7 protein-coding genes are annotated in these 19,007 nt (G+C 68.8%); 5 read left to right on the top strand and 2 right to left on the bottom strand.

Annotated elements, in window-relative coordinates:
* Positions 1–3: 3 nt before the first annotated feature.
* From ACFWN2_RS23595 to ACFWN2_RS23585, 3 genes are read left to right on the top strand one after another with little or no spacing between them, the layout of a single operon-like run.
* The gene (locus ACFWN2_RS23595) at positions 4–8,868 is read left to right on the top strand and encodes an RHS repeat-associated core domain-containing protein (protein ID WP_382430641.1); all 8,865 of its coding nucleotides are present in this window, start codon (positions 4–6) and stop codon (positions 8,866–8,868) included.
* A 21-nt stretch (positions 8,869–8,889) separates the two neighbouring features.
* Entirely contained in the window at positions 8,890–9,231 is a 342-nt protein-coding gene (locus ACFWN2_RS23590) for a hypothetical protein (protein WP_382430639.1), read from the top strand.
* 29 nt (positions 9,232–9,260) lie between these two features.
* Positions 9,261–13,775 carry a ricin-type beta-trefoil lectin domain protein gene (locus ACFWN2_RS23585; protein WP_382430637.1) on the top strand — a complete coding sequence of 1,505 codons (4,515 nt, stop codon included), beginning with the start codon at positions 9,261–9,263 and terminating at the stop codon, positions 13,773–13,775.
* A 33-nt stretch (positions 13,776–13,808) separates the two neighbouring features.
* Here the strand turns inward: ACFWN2_RS23585 and ACFWN2_RS23580 are convergent, their stop codons facing one another.
* Positions 13,809–14,897 carry a YihY/virulence factor BrkB family protein gene (locus tag ACFWN2_RS23580; RefSeq protein WP_382430635.1) on the bottom strand — a complete coding sequence of 363 codons (1,089 nt, stop codon included), beginning with the start codon at positions 14,895–14,897 and terminating at the stop codon, positions 13,809–13,811.
* A gap of 167 nt (positions 14,898–15,064) precedes the next feature.
* Here ACFWN2_RS23580 and ACFWN2_RS23575 point away from each other — a divergent pair, with 167 nt between their 5' ends.
* Positions 15,065–16,750 carry a DEAD/DEAH box helicase gene (locus ACFWN2_RS23575; protein ID WP_382430633.1) on the top strand — a complete coding sequence of 562 codons (1,686 nt, stop codon included), beginning with the start codon at positions 15,065–15,067 and terminating at the stop codon, positions 16,748–16,750.
* Between the two features lie 27 nt (positions 16,751–16,777).
* Here ACFWN2_RS23575 and ACFWN2_RS23570 read toward each other — a convergent pair whose 3' ends face one another.
* On the bottom strand, positions 16,778–17,578 hold the full coding sequence (locus ACFWN2_RS23570) for a class I SAM-dependent methyltransferase (protein ID WP_382430631.1): 801 nt from the start codon (positions 17,576–17,578) through the stop codon (positions 16,778–16,780).
* 247 nt (positions 17,579–17,825) lie between these two features.
* Between ACFWN2_RS23570 and ACFWN2_RS23565 the strand changes: the two genes are divergently transcribed.
* Entirely contained in the window at positions 17,826–18,953 is a 1,128-nt protein-coding gene (locus ACFWN2_RS23565; protein WP_382430629.1) for a sugar ABC transporter substrate-binding protein, read from the top strand.
* The last annotated feature ends 54 nt before the right edge of the window (positions 18,954–19,007 follow it).

Here is a 19,007-nt window from a genome sequence, read left to right as displayed (position 1 = left end):
AGCTTGCTGCTGGTCCTGCTCGTGGCGCTTCCGATCCTGTCCGGCGCCGACTCGCCCTACGGCTGGTCCGGCGCTCTGCCCGCAGGGGCGTCGACCTCCGCACCGGAACAACGCAGCGGCGCCGCGGACGGTTCCACTCACGAGGCCTCCGCCGACTCCACCCGGATCAAACGCGATCTACCCCAGCGCGACCAGCCGAGGCCCAAGAACGCCGTCGCTGACCAGTCCGCCCCGCTGCCCGAGGCGAAGAACGCGGCAGCAGAAGACCAGCAGATCAAGCCCGAGGTCGAAGAGCCAGTTCTTCCCGCTATCGAGAAGGACGCCGTAGAGCGTCCTCAGGACCGCACCGAGACCACCCAGACCTTCGACAACCCGGATGGCAGTCGCACGCTGCGGCTGCACACCGGACCGGCCAACGTCCGGCAGCCGGACGGGTCCTGGCTCCCGGCGGACCTGACCCTCGCGGCCGCTGGCGGCAGGCTGAGGCCGAAGGTGTCCCCGACGGGTCTGAGCTTCGCTACGAGAAGTGCGGACAGCGCACTCGTCCAGATCGATGTCGACGGCGATCACAGCATCGGCTACGGCATGCGCGACGTCACCGATGTGCCCGGCGAGGCCAAGGGCGAGCAGGTCACCTACCGCGGCGTCCGGCCCGGCACCGACCTGCGGCTCACGGCCACCCGGGGCGGGGTGAAGGAGGACCTGCTGCTCGCCTCCGCGGCGGCGCAGTCCTCCTACTCGTTCACGCTGAAGCTCAAGCGCCTCACGCCGCGCGTCGACTCCGTCGGCGGGATCGAGCTCGTGGACGGCGACAAGATCGTCGCGACCATTCCCGCCGGTGTCATGGACGACGCGGCCGGTGTGCGGTCGACCGGGGTGAGGTACGGCCTGGACAAGATCGCCGACGACACCTGGGTGCTGCGCGTCGACGCCGACCAGGCCTGGCTGCGCGATCCCGCCCGCAAGTTCCCCGTCACGCTCGACCCGAGCACCGAGCGGTTCAACACCGACAGCGACGCCATGTTCGTGCGTTCCAACGGCTTCGGTGGCGCGAACGGCGGCCTTGAGACCGGCAAGGTCGAGGGCAACCCGGTCTCGCGGACCTACCTGCACTTCTCCGGCGCGCAGAACGCGTTGCGCAATCGCTATGTCGTCAGCGCTTCGCTGACGCTCAACAACGTCTACTCGACGAACTGCACGCCGCGGCCGGTCTCGGTGTTCGAGGTGACCCAGCCGTGGTCGTCCTCCATGAGGTGGCCCGGAGCCGCAGTAGGGCAGTCGCTGTCCTCACAGACGTTCGCGCACGGAGGTGCGTCCGGTACCGCTTGTGCGGCCCCGGCGTGGGTGCCCTTCACCCTCGATGCCGACCTGATGACCCGGTGGACGCACGGTTCCGCGCTGGCACACGGCCTGTCGGTGCGCATGGCCGACGAGTCGCTGCGCGAGGGACGCCGATTCGCTTCGGCCAGCACCGTGAACCAGCCGTACCTGGAGGTCCGGTACTCCCCGGAAGGGGCCTCCTACGAGGCCACCGGTGTGACGCTGCCGAGCAACGTCAAGGAAGGCAAGCTCAGCGTCAAGGTCACCAACCTGGGCATGTCGAACTGGCCCTCGTCCGGTGGTGTCCACTTCGGATACATCATCAAGCAGGGTGACCGCGAAGTCGCGCGCCGCAACGGTTTCCGCGTTCCCGCCGACCTTGCGCCGATGGCGACGCATCAGTTCGTGGACCTGCCACTACCGGCACTCGCGCCGGCGGACTACGACGTCTTCCTGACCATGTTCAACCCGGACGGCACGGACTTCCGGGACGCGCACGGCGTGCCGCACGGGCGGATGCCGATCACGGTCTCCAACCGCGCGCCCACCACGGACTACCAGCAGCCCGGCACCGGTGCGACGGTCGAGTCGCTTCGGCCAACGTTGTTCGTGAGGGGCGTCGACCCGGACAACTGGCCCGCCCGCGGACTCACCTACAAGTTCAAGATCTGCACGGACGCCGCCCTCACCCAGGAGTGCCAGCAGACTCCCGAGTGGGCGGGCCAGTCGTTCTCCCCGCAGCTGAACCGGTGGAACAAGACCTACTACTGGGGCATCAAGGCGTACGACACGGTCGACGAGACGCCCTTCTGGGCCGGACCGTACGTCCTCACCACGCGCGTGCCGCAGCCCGCGATCACCTCGCACCTCGCGGGCAGCCCGAACTCGGCGCAGGGACCGGGTCTCGACCCCAACATCGGCAACTTCTCCACCGTCGTCACCGACGCCTCGATCCCGACGGCCGGGCCCGACCTCACGATCAGCCGCACCTACAACAGCCTCGACCCGCGCAAGGACACGGCGTTCGGCACTGGCTGGTCGTCGCGCCTGGACATGCGGATGAAGGCGGACGACGACCACTCCGGCAACGTGGTGATCACCCACCCGACCGGCCGGCAGGTGAGGTACGGCCGCAACCCGGACGGCACGTACGGCTCGCCCAGCGGAAGCACGGCCGACTTCGTGTACACCCCTGCCGCCGGCATCTACACGTTGCGGGACACGACCGGTGCCCAGTGGAGGTTCGACACTCTCGGCAGGCTTGTCACGATCGTCGACCCGGCAGGTCTCACCGAGACACTCGACTACGACACCGACGACCGCGTCAAAACGATCACCAGCGACACCAGCAAGCGGACGCTGACCGTTTCCTGGCAGGGCAACCACGTCTCGTCGGTGACCACGCAGGCACCTGAGCCGGGCACTCCGGCACCGGTGTGGACCTACACCTACGTCGGCGACCAGCTCAAGACCGTCTGCGTCCCCGGTGCCGCGCCGAACTGCACGACGCAGGAGTACGTGAACGGTTCGCACTACCGCAGCACGGTGCTCGACGACCGCCCGAAGGCCTACTGGCGCCTCGGCGAGACCACTGGCAGCACCTTCGCCAACGTGACCGCGCGCAGCGACGGCCAGCACGCCGCCCAGCCGCGCAACGTCGTGCTGGGCACCACCGGAGCGTTGGAAGGCACGTCGGACCGGGCCGCGACGTTCGACGGCAACTCGAGCTACGCGACGTTGCCGAACGAGCTCGTGTCCGAGTCGATGTCGCTCGCGGTGGAGCTGTGGTTCAAGACGACGTCGCAGGGCACCCTGCTGAGCTACGCGGACAAGGAGTTCCCGGCGGCGCCGGGAAGGTCGACCCCGGTGCTGTACGTCGGTACCGACGGCCTGCTCTACGGCGGGTTCGCCCGCCGCGACGCCGGTGGGCCGCGCCAAATCGTCAGTCCGCAGGCGGTCAACGACGACCAATGGCACCACGTCGTGCTGTCCGCCGCCATCGACACCCAGACGCTGTACCTCGACGGGCGGAAGGTCGGCGAGCCTCTCACCGGTCTCATCGACCACCGGGAGCAGACGAGGGTCACGCTCGGCGCGGGTTCTGGCAAGGACTGGCCCGCGACCAACGGCGGTGACTTCTACTTCTCGGGGTCGATCGACGAGGCCGCTGTCTACCTGCACCCGCTCGGCTCACTCGCCGTCGCGGAGCACCACGCGGCCAAGGGCAAACTCGACCAGCTGACCACGATCAAGCTGCCGCAGGACGACCGGCAGTACGCGAAGCTCACCTACGACGACGTCAACGACAGGGTCGCCACCCTGCTCGACCACACCGGCCGGTCGTGGTCGCTCGACACGCCGAAGACCAACGGCGCGACCCGCACCGCCGTGCTGCGCGGCCCGAGCAACTTCGGTGACTGGTCGTACGCGTTCGACCTCGACAACGGCGGCCGGCTCACCTCGGTCACGCACGACGGCGTGACATCGCGCAACGAGTACAACTCCGCCGGCTTCCTCTCGGCCACGGTCGACGAGAGCGGTCTGCGCACTGAGCTGACCACGGACGCCCGCGGAAACGTGCTGAGCCGCAAGACGTGTCGTGCCGCCGGCTCCTGCAACACCAGCTACTTCACCTACCTGGCAGCGGATCCGCTCAACCCGCTCGACCCGCGCAGCGACAAGCTGGAGTCCACTTCGGACGCTCGCTCGACCGACGCCGCCGACACCCGCTTCCGCGTCGACTACACCTATGACGCGGCCGGCAGGCCGACAGGCGTCTCGTCTCCGGCACCCGCGGGGGTGACGGTGCGGCCGAGCACGTCGGTCACCTACGCCACCGGCGGTGAGGCCGCGGTGGGCGGCGGCACCGTGCCCGCCGGCCTGCCGATCAGGTCGACCGGCAAGCGCGGCCAGGTGACCTCGCTCTCGTACTTCGCGAACGGTGACCAGGCCGAGGTCATCAGCCCGTCGGGGTTGAAGGCCGGGTTCACCTACGACGCTCTCGGGCGGCAGAAGTCCGTCACCACCGGGAACGCCGGCGGCGGTGTTTTCGGCACGACGACCTACGAGTACACGTCCCGGTCCAAGGTTGCGAAGGTGACCGCGCCCGCGGTGCAGAACACGATCACGGGCAAGACTCACCAGCAGGTGACGACGTACCGCTACGACGGCAACGACAACATGCTGGAGACCACCGTCTCCGACGTGCTGGCGGTCGCGGACGGAGGCACGCCGTCGCGCACCACGAAGACGGCGTACGACGCGCAGGACCGGTTGGTGCGCACGGAGTTCCCCGACGGCGGAACGGAAACGCGCGCATACGCGGACAACGGGCTCACCGAGACCGTGACCGACGTCAACAAGGTCGTGTGGACCTCGCAGTTCGAGGAACGCGGACTGTTGCTGTCGCGCACCGCGACCACTCCCGGCGCCGACCCGGAGGACCCCGGGGCGGCCGGCCTGCTGGTCGAGTCCCACGTGTACGACCCCGCGGGCAAGGTGCGGTCGTCCGACGACGCGATGGGCCGCAAGACCTCCTTCGCCTATTACGACGACGGTCTGCTCGCGACCACCACTCGCAACGGCTACCACGATCCCAACGGCACCGTTCGGGACGTCGTGCTCGAGGAACGCACCTACGACGCCGCCGGCAACGTGGTGGCAGTCGTCTCGGCGGGCGGGCGCAAGTCCACCCAGACGTTCGACGCGGCAGGGTTGCCCCTCACGTCGACGTTCGACCCGGACGGGCTGCGGCGCGCGGTGACCACCACGCGTGACGCCGACGGCAACGTGGTCAGGACCGAACGACGTGGTGCCGCCGACGACGCTCGTGTCGAAGTCACGGCCTACGAGTTCGACACGAGCAACCAGATCAAGGCGGAACACGCCTACCTCAACGCGGACACCGCTTTCACCACCAGGTACGACCGCGACGAGCGCGGGCTGCTGAGGTCGGTGACCGACCGGCGCCTGAACACGACGACCTTCAGCTACGACGCGACGGGCAACCAGGTCGCCGTGACCTCCCCGTCCGCGGAGGTCTGGGTCGGCGGTGTGCGCACAGCGGGCTTCACCGGCACGAACACCGCGGGTCGCAACGTGTTCGGGGAGCAGACGCACACCCGTGACGCGGCCGGCGCGGTGTCGGTCACCGAGTACGACTCCATGGGGCGCGCCACCAAGGTCAGCCTCCCCGCGTACACGCCACCGGGCGGTCAGCCGGTCGTGCACAGCAGGCGGATGGAGTACGACCAGGGCGGCAGACTGAAGAAGTCGATCGACGGCCTGAACCGGGTCACGAGCTACGACCACGACCCCTACGGCCGGGTCACGGCGACGACCCTGCCCCAGGTGGGCGAGGCGCCTGCCGTGATCAGGGCCCGCTACAACCGCGCCGGCGACCTGCTCACCGGGATCGACCCGATGGGCAACGAGACGCGGTTCACCTACGACGAGCTCGGCCGGCGGATCACCAGCACCGAGGTCGACCGCTCGTCCGGCTCGCCGCTCTACTTCACCACCACGACGAAGCACGACCTCGCGGGCAACGCGTTGTCGGTGACCAACTCGATGAACGCCACGTCCAGCGCCACCTACAACGCGGCGGGTGAGGCGCTCACCTCGACCGACCCGACCGACCGGGTGGCGAGGACCAGCTACGACATCGCGGGCCGCGTCGCGACGAGCACCGATCCGTCAGGCCTGGTCTCCAGCCAGACCTACGACCTGCTCGGCAGGACGGTCCGGTCGGCGAACCTGGCGAACGGCACCGAGCTGCGGGCGGCCACGACGGAGTACGACCCGGCCGGCAACGTGCTGAAGCGGGTCTCGCCGCAGGGACGCGTCTCGAGTTACACCTATGACGCGCTCGGCCGGCTGTTCACGCAGACGGAGAAGGTCGACGCGACCAAGTCGATCGTCACGTCGTTGGGCTACGACAAGCTCGGCAACCGCAGCAGGGTCGTCGACGGCCGCGGCAACGCGACGGTCCACACCTACACGGCGAGCGGGCTGCCGGAGTCGACGATCGAACCGGCGACGACGGCCACGCCGAACGCGGCGGACCGCACGTGGACCACCGTGTACGACGCCGCGGGCCAGATCACCCGCGAGCTCAAGCCCGGTGGTGTCGCCATCGACCGGGAGTACGACGCGCAGGGCCGGGTGAAGCTGGAACGCGGCTCTGGCGGCGAGGCGGCCACCTCGGACCGCACGTTCGGCTACGACCCCGCCGGTCGGATGATCAAGATCGGCGGACCCGCCGGCGACAGCGGCTACACCTACGACGACCGCGGCAACCTCCTCACGTCGTACGGGGCGGGCGGATCGGCGACCTACACGTACAACGGCGACGGCACGGTCGCCACCCGCAAGGACGTCACCGGTGACGCGTCGTTCACCTACGACAAGGCCGGCAGGCTGCTCTCCGCGGCCGACCCGTTGTCGGGCCGCACGGTCGACTACGGCTACGACTCGGCCGGGCGGCTGGGTGTGGTGTCGGACCGCGCGGTGAGCGCGTGGACGTCCCGCAGGCTCACCTACGACCCGCTCGGGCGCCAGACGTCCGACCAGGTCCAGGAGACCGTGGAAGGCGGGTTGCGCGTCCTCGTCGGCACGGAGTACGGCTACGACCTCGACGGCAAGGTGACGTCGAAGAAAGTCACCGACACGTCGGGCTCGGCCGCCAACACCTACGGCTACGACGGCGCGGGCAGGCTCACCTCGTGGACCGGCCCGGCCGGCACCACGGCCTACCGGTGGGACGACTCGGGCAACCGCGTCGGAGCGGGCGCGGTGACCTTCGAGTACGACGAACGCAACAGGCTCAAGTCCGGTGGCGGCGCGACGTACACCTATTCGCCGCGTGGCACCCGTGCCTCGGTGACCCAGAACGGTCAGACCACGGCGTCGAACTTCGACGCCTTCGACCGCCTGGTCTCCTCGGGCGCGGTCGGCTACCGCTACGACAGCCTCGACCGCGTCACCGACCGCAACGGCGTCGCGTTCAAGTACCAGGGCCAGACCAACGACGCCGTGAGCGACGGCAGCAGGCTGATCAGCAGGTTGCCCGACGGCACCGCCTTCTCCGACAAGGTGGCGGGCAGCACCGTCAAGGGCCGCATGCTGTTCGCCGACCAGCACGGCGACATCATCGGCCGCTACCTCGGAGCAGCCGTCGACGGTCTGCGCACCTTCGACCCGTTCGGCGCCGTCACCAGCTCGTCCGGAGCGGGGTCCTCGCTCGGGTTCCAGGGCGACTGGACCGACGGGGCGACCGGCTCGGTCAACATGGGCGCGCGCTGGTACGCGCCGGGTGCCGGGCAGTTCGTCAGCCGTGACGACTGGACGCTCGACCCGTCGCCTTCCGCGCGCGGCAACCGGTACGCCTACACGTGGAACGACCCGGTCAACGGCATGGACCCGGACGGCCACGACAACATCCCGGTGCTCTGCCTGCAGGACTGGAGCTTCACCCCGCGCAGCGTCCTCGACCTGCGCAAGCTCAACCCGGCGGTGCAGGCGTGGGAGTCGTTCTTCAAGCAGATGACCGGCACGTCGAAGTGCCTGGCGCAGACCGCCGGGACCTGCGTCGCGACCATCTACGACGACTACGGCAACCTCTGCCCGGGCTACATGACCTGTCTGAACGGGTCCGTGCAGAAGTACGGCCGCTGCGGTGGCCTCTACACCCCCGACGACGCCCTCCGGCCCGGAGACTGCAAGACCTTCGTGGGTGGCTGCAGCAGGCCGCAGCAGAACTCGAACCAGCCGGGGAACCCCGGAAAGCGCCCGACCGTGGTGGCTCCGCGGCCGCCGCCTCCACCCAAGTGGTGGAGGGACGCGCATCGGTACCTGCCGCGCCCGGACTTCGGCGTCAACCTCGTGCCGCGCTCGCCGGACGTCGTGACCCTGCCGCCGGCGGACCAGACCAACGACGATCCGGGCCAGGACACCGAGGACTCCACGGAGACGACGGAGGACGACGACAGCAACGACGCTCCGGACGCGCAGCCGACCGGCAACCCGTCGTCGAACCCGAACTCGCCGCCACCGGGAAAGCTGCCCAAGCCGCAGATCGGCCTGGACGCCAACATCTTGGTCTACTGGTGGAACAAGGACGGCCAAGGAGACTACGGCCATCTCAAGGACCAAATCGAGTCAGCGGTCTGGGGAAATGAGATCGTAATTTCGCCGCAGGCGTACAAGGAGTTCATCTACCTTGGCACAAAGAATAAGGACCCGGATCGGGTAAAGTGGTACGACAAAAATGTCAAAGACCGAGCGAGAATAGGTCATGACGAGCGTGAGGACGAGGTGCGAGACCTTGTCAACCGGGGACCTGCGCAAGATAGGGGAGGCAGGACGAAGCTGAGTGAAGAGGACGCGCGAGTTTATGACTCCGCGAGGCAGAACAGTCCTACTTTGCTGCTGATGACCAGTGACAACGAGTTGTGCACCAACCTCCGATACGACGGACATCCGTACATCTATCTGCATCCCGGTAGCGGTAACGTGTCCGGGACAGCCTGCAAAAAGGGAACCAAGTAGAGCTGGCGGTGGAGGTTTTCGATGGGGATGTACAACATCCTTCTGCTCGATCAGGTCGAAGGATGTCCGCAGTGCGGTCTGGGAAAAACCAGGTACGTCCAGTTCGGCTTCGGTGCGTTGGCTCTGAAGGAATATCGAGTAGGGGACGACCTGGAGTGGGGGAGTTTGGACAGGGGTGAGCCGGGGCTGCGTCACGTCGCCGTCTTCGGTACCGGCCTCAACTGCGTCGACTGCGACTACGGCTGCGATGACGACTTCCGGATAGACGTCAAGTCCGACGTCATCGTGTCGGCGGTGGTGGACGACGGAACGCTGGACTACCTGTCGCAGGGGCACCACTACTGGCTTGTGCTCGAAAGATAGCCGCATTATCCGTTGAAGAATGGAATAAAATGAGAAGATTGCGACGTGCGGCCGTCTTGGCCGTGGGTTTCACGCTGGGGGCGGCTGTCGTCGCAACACCGGGATGGGCGGCAGCGCCGCCCGCCGGCACCAGACCGGACGTGGTGAACTCCGCGGACGACGCCAGACCCGGCCAGACGGTGCCCAAGGACGCGAAGGGCCGCAGGCTCGTCTACGTCGAGGGCGCGCAGGTGAACCAGCTCCGCGCGGCAGTCGTCAAGGCGGGCGGTTCGGTGAGCGGTTCCGGCAACGGCCGGATCAAGGCCGCCGTGCCCGAGGACAAGCTGGACCTGGTTGCGAGCCAGCCCGGCGTGTCCGAGGTGCGGCTGCCCGACCGCGCGGTGCCGATGGCGATCACGTCCGAGGGTGTGAGCGCCGCCAAGGCGAACCTGTGGCACGACGCCGGCAAGAAGGGCGCCGGTGTCAAGGTCGGCATCATCGACATCGGGTTCGGTGACGTGGAGTCCGCGCAGGCCTCCGGGGATCTGCCGGCCGGCCTCACCATCAACAACGACAACTGCCTCGACGCGGCGGAGAAGTCGCGGCACGGCACCGGCATCGCCGAGATCGTGCACGACGTCGCCCCTGAGGCGCAGCTGTTCCTCGCGTGCATCGAGGACACCTTCACCTTCGACCAGGCCGAGGTGTGGCTGCGGCAGCAGGGCGTGCAGGTGATCTCCTCCGCAGTCGGCTTCCTGGCTCCCGCCGGCAGCCGCGGCGACGGCACCGGTGACGCCGGCAGCCCGGACGAGGTGGTCAAGCGCAGCAAGGCCGCGGGCATCCTCTGGAGCGTCGCCGCGGGTAATCAGGGGCGGCTGCACTACGGCGGCAAGGCCGTCGACTCGAACGGTGACAGCTGGGTCGATTTCGGGATCTCCCGCCAGAACGGCTTCCCGCTGGACCCCGGTGCGACCGCCACCGTCGGGTTGCGCTGGGACGCGTGGCCGAAGACGAGGCAGGACCTGGACCTCTACGTCTCGACGACGTCGGAGAACCCGCCGACCGGAGTGAACGACCCGAACGTCGTCGCGGTGTCGACGCGCTCACAGCGCGACGAGCCGGAGGGACGCGCGCCGACGGAGTCGGTCTCCTTCCGCAACGACTCGGGCGCCACGAGGACCTACTGGGTCTACGTGAAGAACCACAACGCGTCCTTCACCACGCCGATCGAGCTCTTCGTCAACGGGCCCGGCCAACGGCAGCAGTTGCAGCTGTACACCGAGGCGGGCAGTGTCGTCGAGCCCGCGACCTCACCGCACGTGATCGCGGTGGGTGCGACCCAGCCGGCGTCGGGCCGGGTGCAGGACTACAGCGGCCGCGGCCCGACGGTCGACGGCAGGACGAAGCCCGACATCACGGGCTATGACGCGGTGTCGACCAAGGTGACGGGAACGCTGACCGGCACCTCGGCGGCGGCGGCGCACGTCGCGGGCGCGGCGGCCCTGCTCAAGTCGGCCAGCCCGGCGCTCGACGCGGTGCAGCTCCAGTCGGCGTTGCAGGGCAGGGCGACGGCGCCGGCGAACGCGGACCGGAACAGCTGGGGCAGCGGGACGCTCAACCTGGGCGTGCCGAGCGACGTGCCCACCGCGCCCGCCGGGTCCAAGTTCACGATCGACCCGGTGCCGACGCGGGTGCTCCTGGGCGAGCGGTTCGAAGCCGGTCAGACCAAGACGGTCCCGTTCTCGAGCCTTCCGTCTGGTTCCACCGCCGTCGCGATCACCCTGTCGGCGAGGGCCGACCAGAACGACATCGGCGACTTCGGCATCGAGGTCGCTCCTGGCGACCCCGCCGCGCTGGCGGGCAAGGTGCCCACGCTGAACGCCCGCGGCGACAACCAGTGGACGTGGCAGTCGCTGACGCTGTTCGCGCCGCTCGCCGGCGACCGGTCGATCAAGCTGCGCAACCGGGGCAACGGACCGGTGGTCGTCGTGGTCGAGCGGCTCGGGTACTTCCACCCGACCCAGGGCACGAACACCTACGTTCCGAAGGCCGCGCCTGCTCGCGTGCTCGACACGCGCGGCTTCGCGACCACCACGGGTGGCAACACCCGCAAGACGCCTCTCATCGGTGGGAACACCAACGAGAAGACCGTGGACGTGCAGATCCGCGGTGTCGCGGACGTGCCGCAGAACGCGACCTCGGTGGTCGCGAACCTCACCGCGTTCGAGGCCACGTCGCAGCAGTTCCTGGTCGCGCACGCCGGTGGCACCGCGCAGCCGGTGACGACCTCCGTCGTGGTGAACACCGGTGACCGCCGGACCAACCTCGTCGTGGTGCCGATCGGACCGGACGGCAAGATCCGGCTGACCAACACCAGCACCGCCTACACCGCCGGTGTGGCGCTGGACGTCCTCGGCTGGTTCGCGGAAGGCGACGCCGGCGCCAGGTACGTGACGATGGGTGAATCCGGCCGGGTCGCGGACACGGCCACCGGCCTCGGTCTGCCCAAGGCCCCGATCGGGCACGGGCGGACCGGCAGGTTCCAGGTGTCCGGTGTCGCGGGGGTTCCGTCCTCGGCGACGACGGCCGCCGTGGTGCTGACCGGGAGGGACGACAACCTCGGCACCGAGCTGAGCGCGGTGGCGAAGGAGGTCGGCTGGCTGGCGGCGAGCCAGGTGGGCACGCGCAAGACGGAGACCGCGTCCGGACTCGCGCTCGTCCCCCTCGGGGACAGCGGCCAGGTCGACGTGCGCAACGAACGCGGGCAGACCAAGTTCTCGGCCGACGTCACCGGGTACTTCGTCGGTGGTTCTAGGGTCGCGACGTCGGCTGTAGCGGGCAACTGCGTCACTGCCCCGGACGCCGACGGCTTCACCAGCATCTTCGACGGGCGCAACGAGAACGACCTCGGTGGCTGGCAGTCCACGGGCACCAAGGCGACGGTCGACGGGTGTGAGGCCGTCACCGCCAACACGAACGACGTCAACTGGTACGCGGCGCACACGTACGGCAACGACTACACGCTCAAGCTCGACTGGAAGGCCACGTCCGCGTCGTCCGACTCGGGTGTGTTCGTCGGCATGACCAACCCCGGCATGGACGCGGGAAGGCCGAGCCAGACCGGGTACGAGGTCAACATCGGCGCCACGAACGCGACGGGAACGCTGCAGACCGGCGGGATCGTCGGCATCAAGGCGCCGAGCAGCACGTCGGCCGTCAAGCCGGTCGGCGAGTGGAACACGTTCGAGCTCCGGTACCGCTGGAACACAGTGACCGTGCACCTCAACGGTCAGCTGGTGAACGAGCACGGTTTCTCGGACGCGACGGCGGCGGGCAAGAACACGTTCGTCGGTTTCCAGAACGACAACATCGGTGACCCCGTGCGCTTCCGCAACGTGCGGATCAAGCGGGACACGCCGGTGCTGTCGGGCGAGGTGAAGAACAACAGCGGCCGATGCCTCGACATGTTCACCGGTGACCCGAACCTGGGCGTCGTCAGCCTGCACGACTGCAACAGCAGCTTCGCCCAGGTGTGGACGATGCAGGGCGGCCTGCTGCAGGCCGGCGGCAAGTGCCTGAGGGTGCCGGCCGCCTCCGACGGCACCGAGGCGATCCTCGCCGGCTGTGCGGGTGACGACTTCCAGCAGTGGGTGGTGCGCGGGGACAACAGGATGGTCCACCGCGCGTCCGGGCGGTGCCTCACACCGCGTGGCAGCGCCAACGAGTCACGGCTCGAACTGCGTCCCTGCGACCCCGGGAACACGTCCCAGACCTGGACGCTGCCCGCGGGCAACGGCGGCAAGGTCGGTCAGGTCGCCGCGCAGCTGGGCAAGTGCCTGGACGTGTTCAACGCCGACGTGACGCAGAACAAGGTCGGAATCAGTCCGTGTCACGGCGGTGTGAACCAGTCCTGGGTCGCGCCCGGTGACGGCACGCTGCGGGGCTCGGGCAAGTGCGTCAACGTCGCGTCGGACACCCCGGGCGAGGGCAGCTCGGTGAACCTGGCGGCGTGCAACGGCGCGCAGCACCAGCAGTGGGTCTCACAGCCCGACGGAACGCTGGTCAACCCGTTGACGGGTCGCTGCCTGACGTCGGCGAGCGCGGACTTCTCTCCGATGACGGTCACCACCTGTGGCGGCACGCCGTCGCAGAGCTTCCGGCTCAGCTCGCAGGTCACGTCCGTCGGTCAGGTCGTGGGTCTCGCGACGAAGTGCCTGGACGTGTTCGGTGCTGTGCCCACGGGCAAGATCAACCTGCACTCGTGCGGGGGATCGGCGGCACAGAACTGGTGGACTCCCGGCAACGGCACCCTGTTCGCGCTGGGTCAGTGCCTCGACATCCAGCACACCGGCAACGGGGCGCTGACCAACCTGGCCGGTGCGAGCTGCCGGGGTGACAGCGGGCAGATCTGGTCCGCGCGGTACGACGGCACGATCGTCAACCCGCTGGCGAACCGATGCCTGGACGTCTTCGGCGCGCTGCCGGACGACGGGACGCAGATCGTCATCGGGGACTGCCACCAGGGCTTGAACCAGAGGTGGGCGACGCCGGTCAACCCGAGCTGATCGGGACGACCACGACGGCGGGGGTGGCTTCGGCTACCCCCGCTGTTTTTCTTCCTCCGCCTCGGGCGACGGCTTCTGGATCGGCAGCGGTGACGTCAGCTGCGTGTCCGCGGGCGAGGGCGCCGAGTAGCCGTTGTTCGTCTCCGCCTGCGGCTTGGCGCTCTCCTCGCGGATGCGGGACGCCGCGCGTTCCATCTCCAGCCTGCGCCAGCGGCGGCGCTGGCGGCGGGTCATGCGGGCAGGCCACATGTCCTGGACGGCGCTGTTGAAGTACGCGCCGATCGTGATCGCCAGGCCGATGAAGAACACGAACAGCAGGAACGCGATCGGCGTCGCCAGCGCGCCGTAGGTGTAGCCGGTGGTGGTGATCCACTGGATGTACAGGCGCAGGCCGATGGACGACAGGATGAACACGGCCATCGCGAGGACCGCGCCCGGCAGGACGCGGTGGTACGGCAGGCGTCTCGGCAGCGCCACCTTGTAGAGCAGCGACAGCGAGAGCACGAGCAGCAGTCCGACGCCGGGGTAGTAGAAGCGGCCCACCCACGTCTCGATGTACGGCTGCCAGGTCGTGGGGAAGAACTGCGGCAGGACGTCCGGGCCGAGCGCCAGGACCGGCAGGCCGACCACCAGGGCGACCAGCGAGATCATGTAGAGCAGCAGGGCGAAGATGCGCTGCCACAGCTCGTTGCGCACGCCGTACTGGCCGTGGGCGACCGTGATCGCGTCGACGAACGACGACATCGCCGACGAGCCCGCCCACAGCGATATCAGGAAGCCGATCGAGACGATCTCGCCCTTGCCGGTCGAGAGGATCTCCGCGACCGTCGGCGCGATCACGCCGTTGACGACGTCCGCGCTGAAGATCGTCCGGGTGAATCCGATGATCTTCTCCTGGACGGACAGGACGATCTCCGGGCCGAACCACGTGCCGATCCAGCCCATCGATCCCAGCACGCCGAGCAGCAGCGGGGGGAACGACAGCGTCTGCCAGAACGCGGCCTCCGCCGCTTCTGAGAAGATGTTGCCCTGCCACGCCTTCGACAGCGTGCGCGCGAGTAGACGCAGCGGCCCCTTTCGGCCGGACCTGCGTGGTGCGTCGTTGTCGGAAGGCGAAACCATCGCGGTGACAAGCATGGTGCATACCGCCACGTTTCGCGGCATCGACGCCCGGAACAGGTAGAGTCGCGGTGCCCTCGGCCACGGTCCGCCTGAGGGTATTGCTATGTCTGACCTGCGCAAATGAGGAGAAACACGTCTTGACAGCGCCAGCAGCAACGCCGGCAGCAATGCGACCGCTGCGAGCCTGGCAGCGTCGCGCGCTGACCAAGTACCTCGCCGCCAGGCCGAAGGACTTCCTCGCCGTCGCGACGCCGGGCGCGGGCAAGACGACCTTCGGGCTCCGCGTCGCCGCCGAGCTGCTGGCCGACCGGACGATCGAGGCCGTCACGATCGTCACGCCCACCGAGCACCTCAAGCACCAGTGGGCGAAGGCCGCCGCCGAGCAGGGCATCCACATCGACTCGAACTTCCGCAACACCAACGCGATGACCTCCCGCGACTACCACGGTGTCGCGGTCACGTACGCGCAGGTCGCCGCCCATCCGACGCTGCACCGCGTGCGCACCGAGAACCGCAAGACGCTCGTGCTGCTCGACGAGGTGCACCACGGCGGCGACGCCAAGTCGTGGGGTGACGCGATCCGTGAGGCGTTCACGCCCGCCGTGCGCCGTCTGTGCCTCACCGGCACGCCGTTCCGCTCGGACGACTCGCCGATCCCGTTCGTCCAGTACGAGGAGAGCAACGGCGGCTTCAAGACGTCCAAGGCGGATCACACTTACGGGTACTCCGACGCGCTGCGCGACGGCGTGGTGCGGCCCGTGCTGTTCCTGGCGTACTCGGGTGAGGCGTCGTGGCGGACCAGCGCGGGCGAGGAGTACACCGCACGGCTGGGCGAGCCGCTGACGCAGGAGCAGACCACGCGGGCGTGGCGCACGGCACTCGACCCGGCCGGCGACTGGATGGCCTCGGTGCTGCGCGCCGCCGACCAGCGGCTGACGCAGAAGCGGCAGAACGGCCTGCCCGACGCGGGCGGCCTGGTGATCGCCACCGACCAGACCGTCGCGAAGGCCTACGCGCAGGTGCTGGAGCGCGTCACCGGTCAGATCCCCACGCTCGTGCTCTCGGACGACCCGAAGGCGTCCGGCAGGATCGCCGAGTTCGCCGCGACGACCGAGCGCTGGATGATCGCGGTCCGCATGGTGTCCGAGGGCGTCGACGTGCCGCGGCTCGCCGTCGGCGTGTACGCGACGTCGTCGTCGACCCCGCTGTTCTTCGCGCAGGCCATCGGCCGCTTCGTGCGCAACCGGAAGCCCGGCGAGACCGCCACGGTGTTCCTGCCCTCGGTACCGGTGCTGTTGCAGCTCGCGTCGGAGCTGGAGGCCGAGCGCGACCACGTCCTGGGCAAGCCGCACCGGGAGAAGGACGGCTGGGACGACGAGCTCATGGCCGCGGCGAACCAGGCCAAGGACGAACCGGGCGAGGACGAGCGCGCCTTCACGGCCCTGGGCACCACCGCCGAGCTCGACCAGGTGATCTACGACGGCTCCTCGTTCGGCGCCCCGACCCAGGCGGGCTCCGAGGAGGAGCAGGAGTACCTCGGACTGCCCGGCCTGCTCGAACCCGACCAGGTGCGCACCCTGCTGCTGCAGCGGCAGGAGGAGCAGATGGCGATCGCCGCCAAACGCCCCAAGCCCGAGGTCGCTGTGCGCGAGGCACGGCCGGTGGGTGTGCAGGAGCGCCTCACGGCCCTGCGCAAGGAGCTCAACACCCTCGTCGCGATGCATCACCACCGCACGAAGAAGCCGCACGGCAAGATCCACAACTCGTTGCGCGAGTACTGCGGTGGCCCGCCCACGGCGATGGCCACCATCGAGCAGCTCGAAGAACGGATCGCGACCCTGCGGTCCTGGTAGAGCTCGCCGAAACCGATATCCGATATATCAGTTCCGGGTGACGGCGACGGCGAGCGTGCTGTAGCGCATGGTGAACTCGCCGCCGATCGCGTCGATCGCGGCGCCGACGTCGCTGAGCAGTGCGGCACCCTGCTCGGCGCTGAGCAGGGCCATCGGGCTCATGGTGCGCATCAGGTCGACGTACTCGGCCGTCGTGTAGACGCGCTCCCAGTCCGCGCGCCACTGCTCGGTGCGCGAGAACGCACCCGAGGCGGCGAACGCGTCGCCGGTGCGCACACAGCCGGCCTGATAGGACTCGAACGCCTCGTCGTAGGAGTGGCCGACGCGGTAGGGGATCTGAGCCGCCAACTTGTCGTAGGCCGCGACGTAGGCGTCGGCGATCGCCGACGGAGTCCCGAACACGTGCCAGAGCGCCACGAAGACCCCGCCGGGCCGCAGCACCCGTGCCGCCTGGAGCGGACCCTCCTCCGCGTCGACCCAGTGCCACGACTGCCCGGCGACGACGGCGTCGAACTCGCGGCCGGCCGGGTCCCAGGTCTCGAACTTCGCCACCTCGACGGGCACACCGGTGCCGCGGGCGAACCCGGCCATCCGCTCGTCGTGCTCGACGCCCAGCACGTCCAGCCCCGCCGCTTGCAACTGCCGTGACAGGACGCCCGTGCCGCACCCCACCTCGACCACCCGAGGGCCGGGGCTCGTGGCGACGAGCCTGCCGACCAACTCGCCCGGATACGGCGGCCGGGTCCTGTCGTAGCGGGCGGCCTCGGCGCCGAACGACCTCGCCAGCCGATCAGTCACTCCTTTTGGGGCTTCCTTGTCGACGGTCATGCACCCAACCTAGGGATGTCCGGGAGGTGACAGGCGTGTGTTCGCCGTGAGGCGATATCCGATATATCGCCGTTGTGATCGGTAGCGCGGTGGTAACGCTCTCACGACTCTCGGTGACCATATTTCGCCACGGTTACCGCATCGTTGCGACTTAATCGATTCAGTGTGGTTCCGGTCACGCATATGTCAGGCATACGTTGTGCGCCACAACATTCTCTGTGACACAGCGCAGTGAAAGGGATGGCGGATGCGCAGCAAGACTCTCGCTTCCATCGCCGTGACCGCGGGCCTCGCCCTGGCGGTTTCGGCGTGCGGCGCCAACACGTCCTCCGGCACCGGAGGCAGCACCACGGAATCCAACGCTGGCAGCGGCACGGGCGCGAAGGTCGGCGTGATCCTGCCCGAGACCGCGACCTCGGCTCGCTGGGAGGGCTTCGACAAGCCCCTCCTCGAGGCCGCTCTGAAGGCCGAGGGTCTCAGCCCCGACATCCAGAACGCTCAGGGCGACGTCCAGAAGTTCAGCACCCTGGCCGACGGCATGATCAACTCCGGCGTCAAGGTCCTGATCATCGCCACGCCCAACAGCGAGGTCGGTGCGTCCGTCGCCAAGAAGGCGCAGGCCCAGGGTATCCAGGTCATCGACTACGACCGCCTGAACACCGGTGGCTCCTCGTCGTACTACGTGTCGTTCGACAACGTGAAGGTCGGCGAGCTGCAGGGCCAGGGCCTCGCGGACGCGCTGAAGGAGAAGCCGCAGGGCGCCCAGGTCATCGAGATCGAGGGTGCGCCGACGGACAACAACGCGACGCTCTTCACGCAGGGCCAGAAGAAGGTCCTGCAGCCGCTCTACGACTCGGGCAAGCTCAAGCTGGTCCAGTCCCAGCCGATCGACAACTGGGACAACCAGAAGGGTGGCCAGGTCTTCGAGCAGATCCTGACCTCCAACGGCGGCAAGGTCGACGGCGTCGTCGCCGCGAACGACGGCCTCGCCGGCGCCGTGATCACGATCCTCAAGAAGGTCGGCCTCAACGGCAAGGTCCCGGTCACGGGTCAGGACGCCACCCCGGACGGCCTGCAGGCCGTGCTCCGCGGTGACCAGTACATGACCGTCTTCAAGCCGATCAAGGACGAGGCCGAGGCCGCCGCCAAGCTGGCCGGCGCGCTCGCCAAGGGCGACACCGCCGCCGCCGACGCGCTCGCGTCCGGCTCGACGGACGACAGCAAGGGCAACCGCAAGGTCAAGTCCGTCCTGCTGTCCGCCCAGCTGATCACCAAGGACAAGGTCAAGTCCGTCGTCGACGCGGGCTTCGTCAAGGCCTCGGACATCTGCGTGGCCGACACCCAGGCCGCCTGCACCGAGCTCGGCATCAAGTAGGACCGCTCGCGACGAGGGCGGGGTGCGGTTCTGCCGCACCCCGCCTCTCGCCGC

This window comes from Lentzea sp. NPDC058436, from assembly GCF_042721515.1.
GTDB lineage: Bacteria > Actinomycetota > Actinomycetes > Mycobacteriales > Pseudonocardiaceae > Lentzea.
This window is presented reverse-complemented; position numbering and strand designations above follow the sequence as displayed.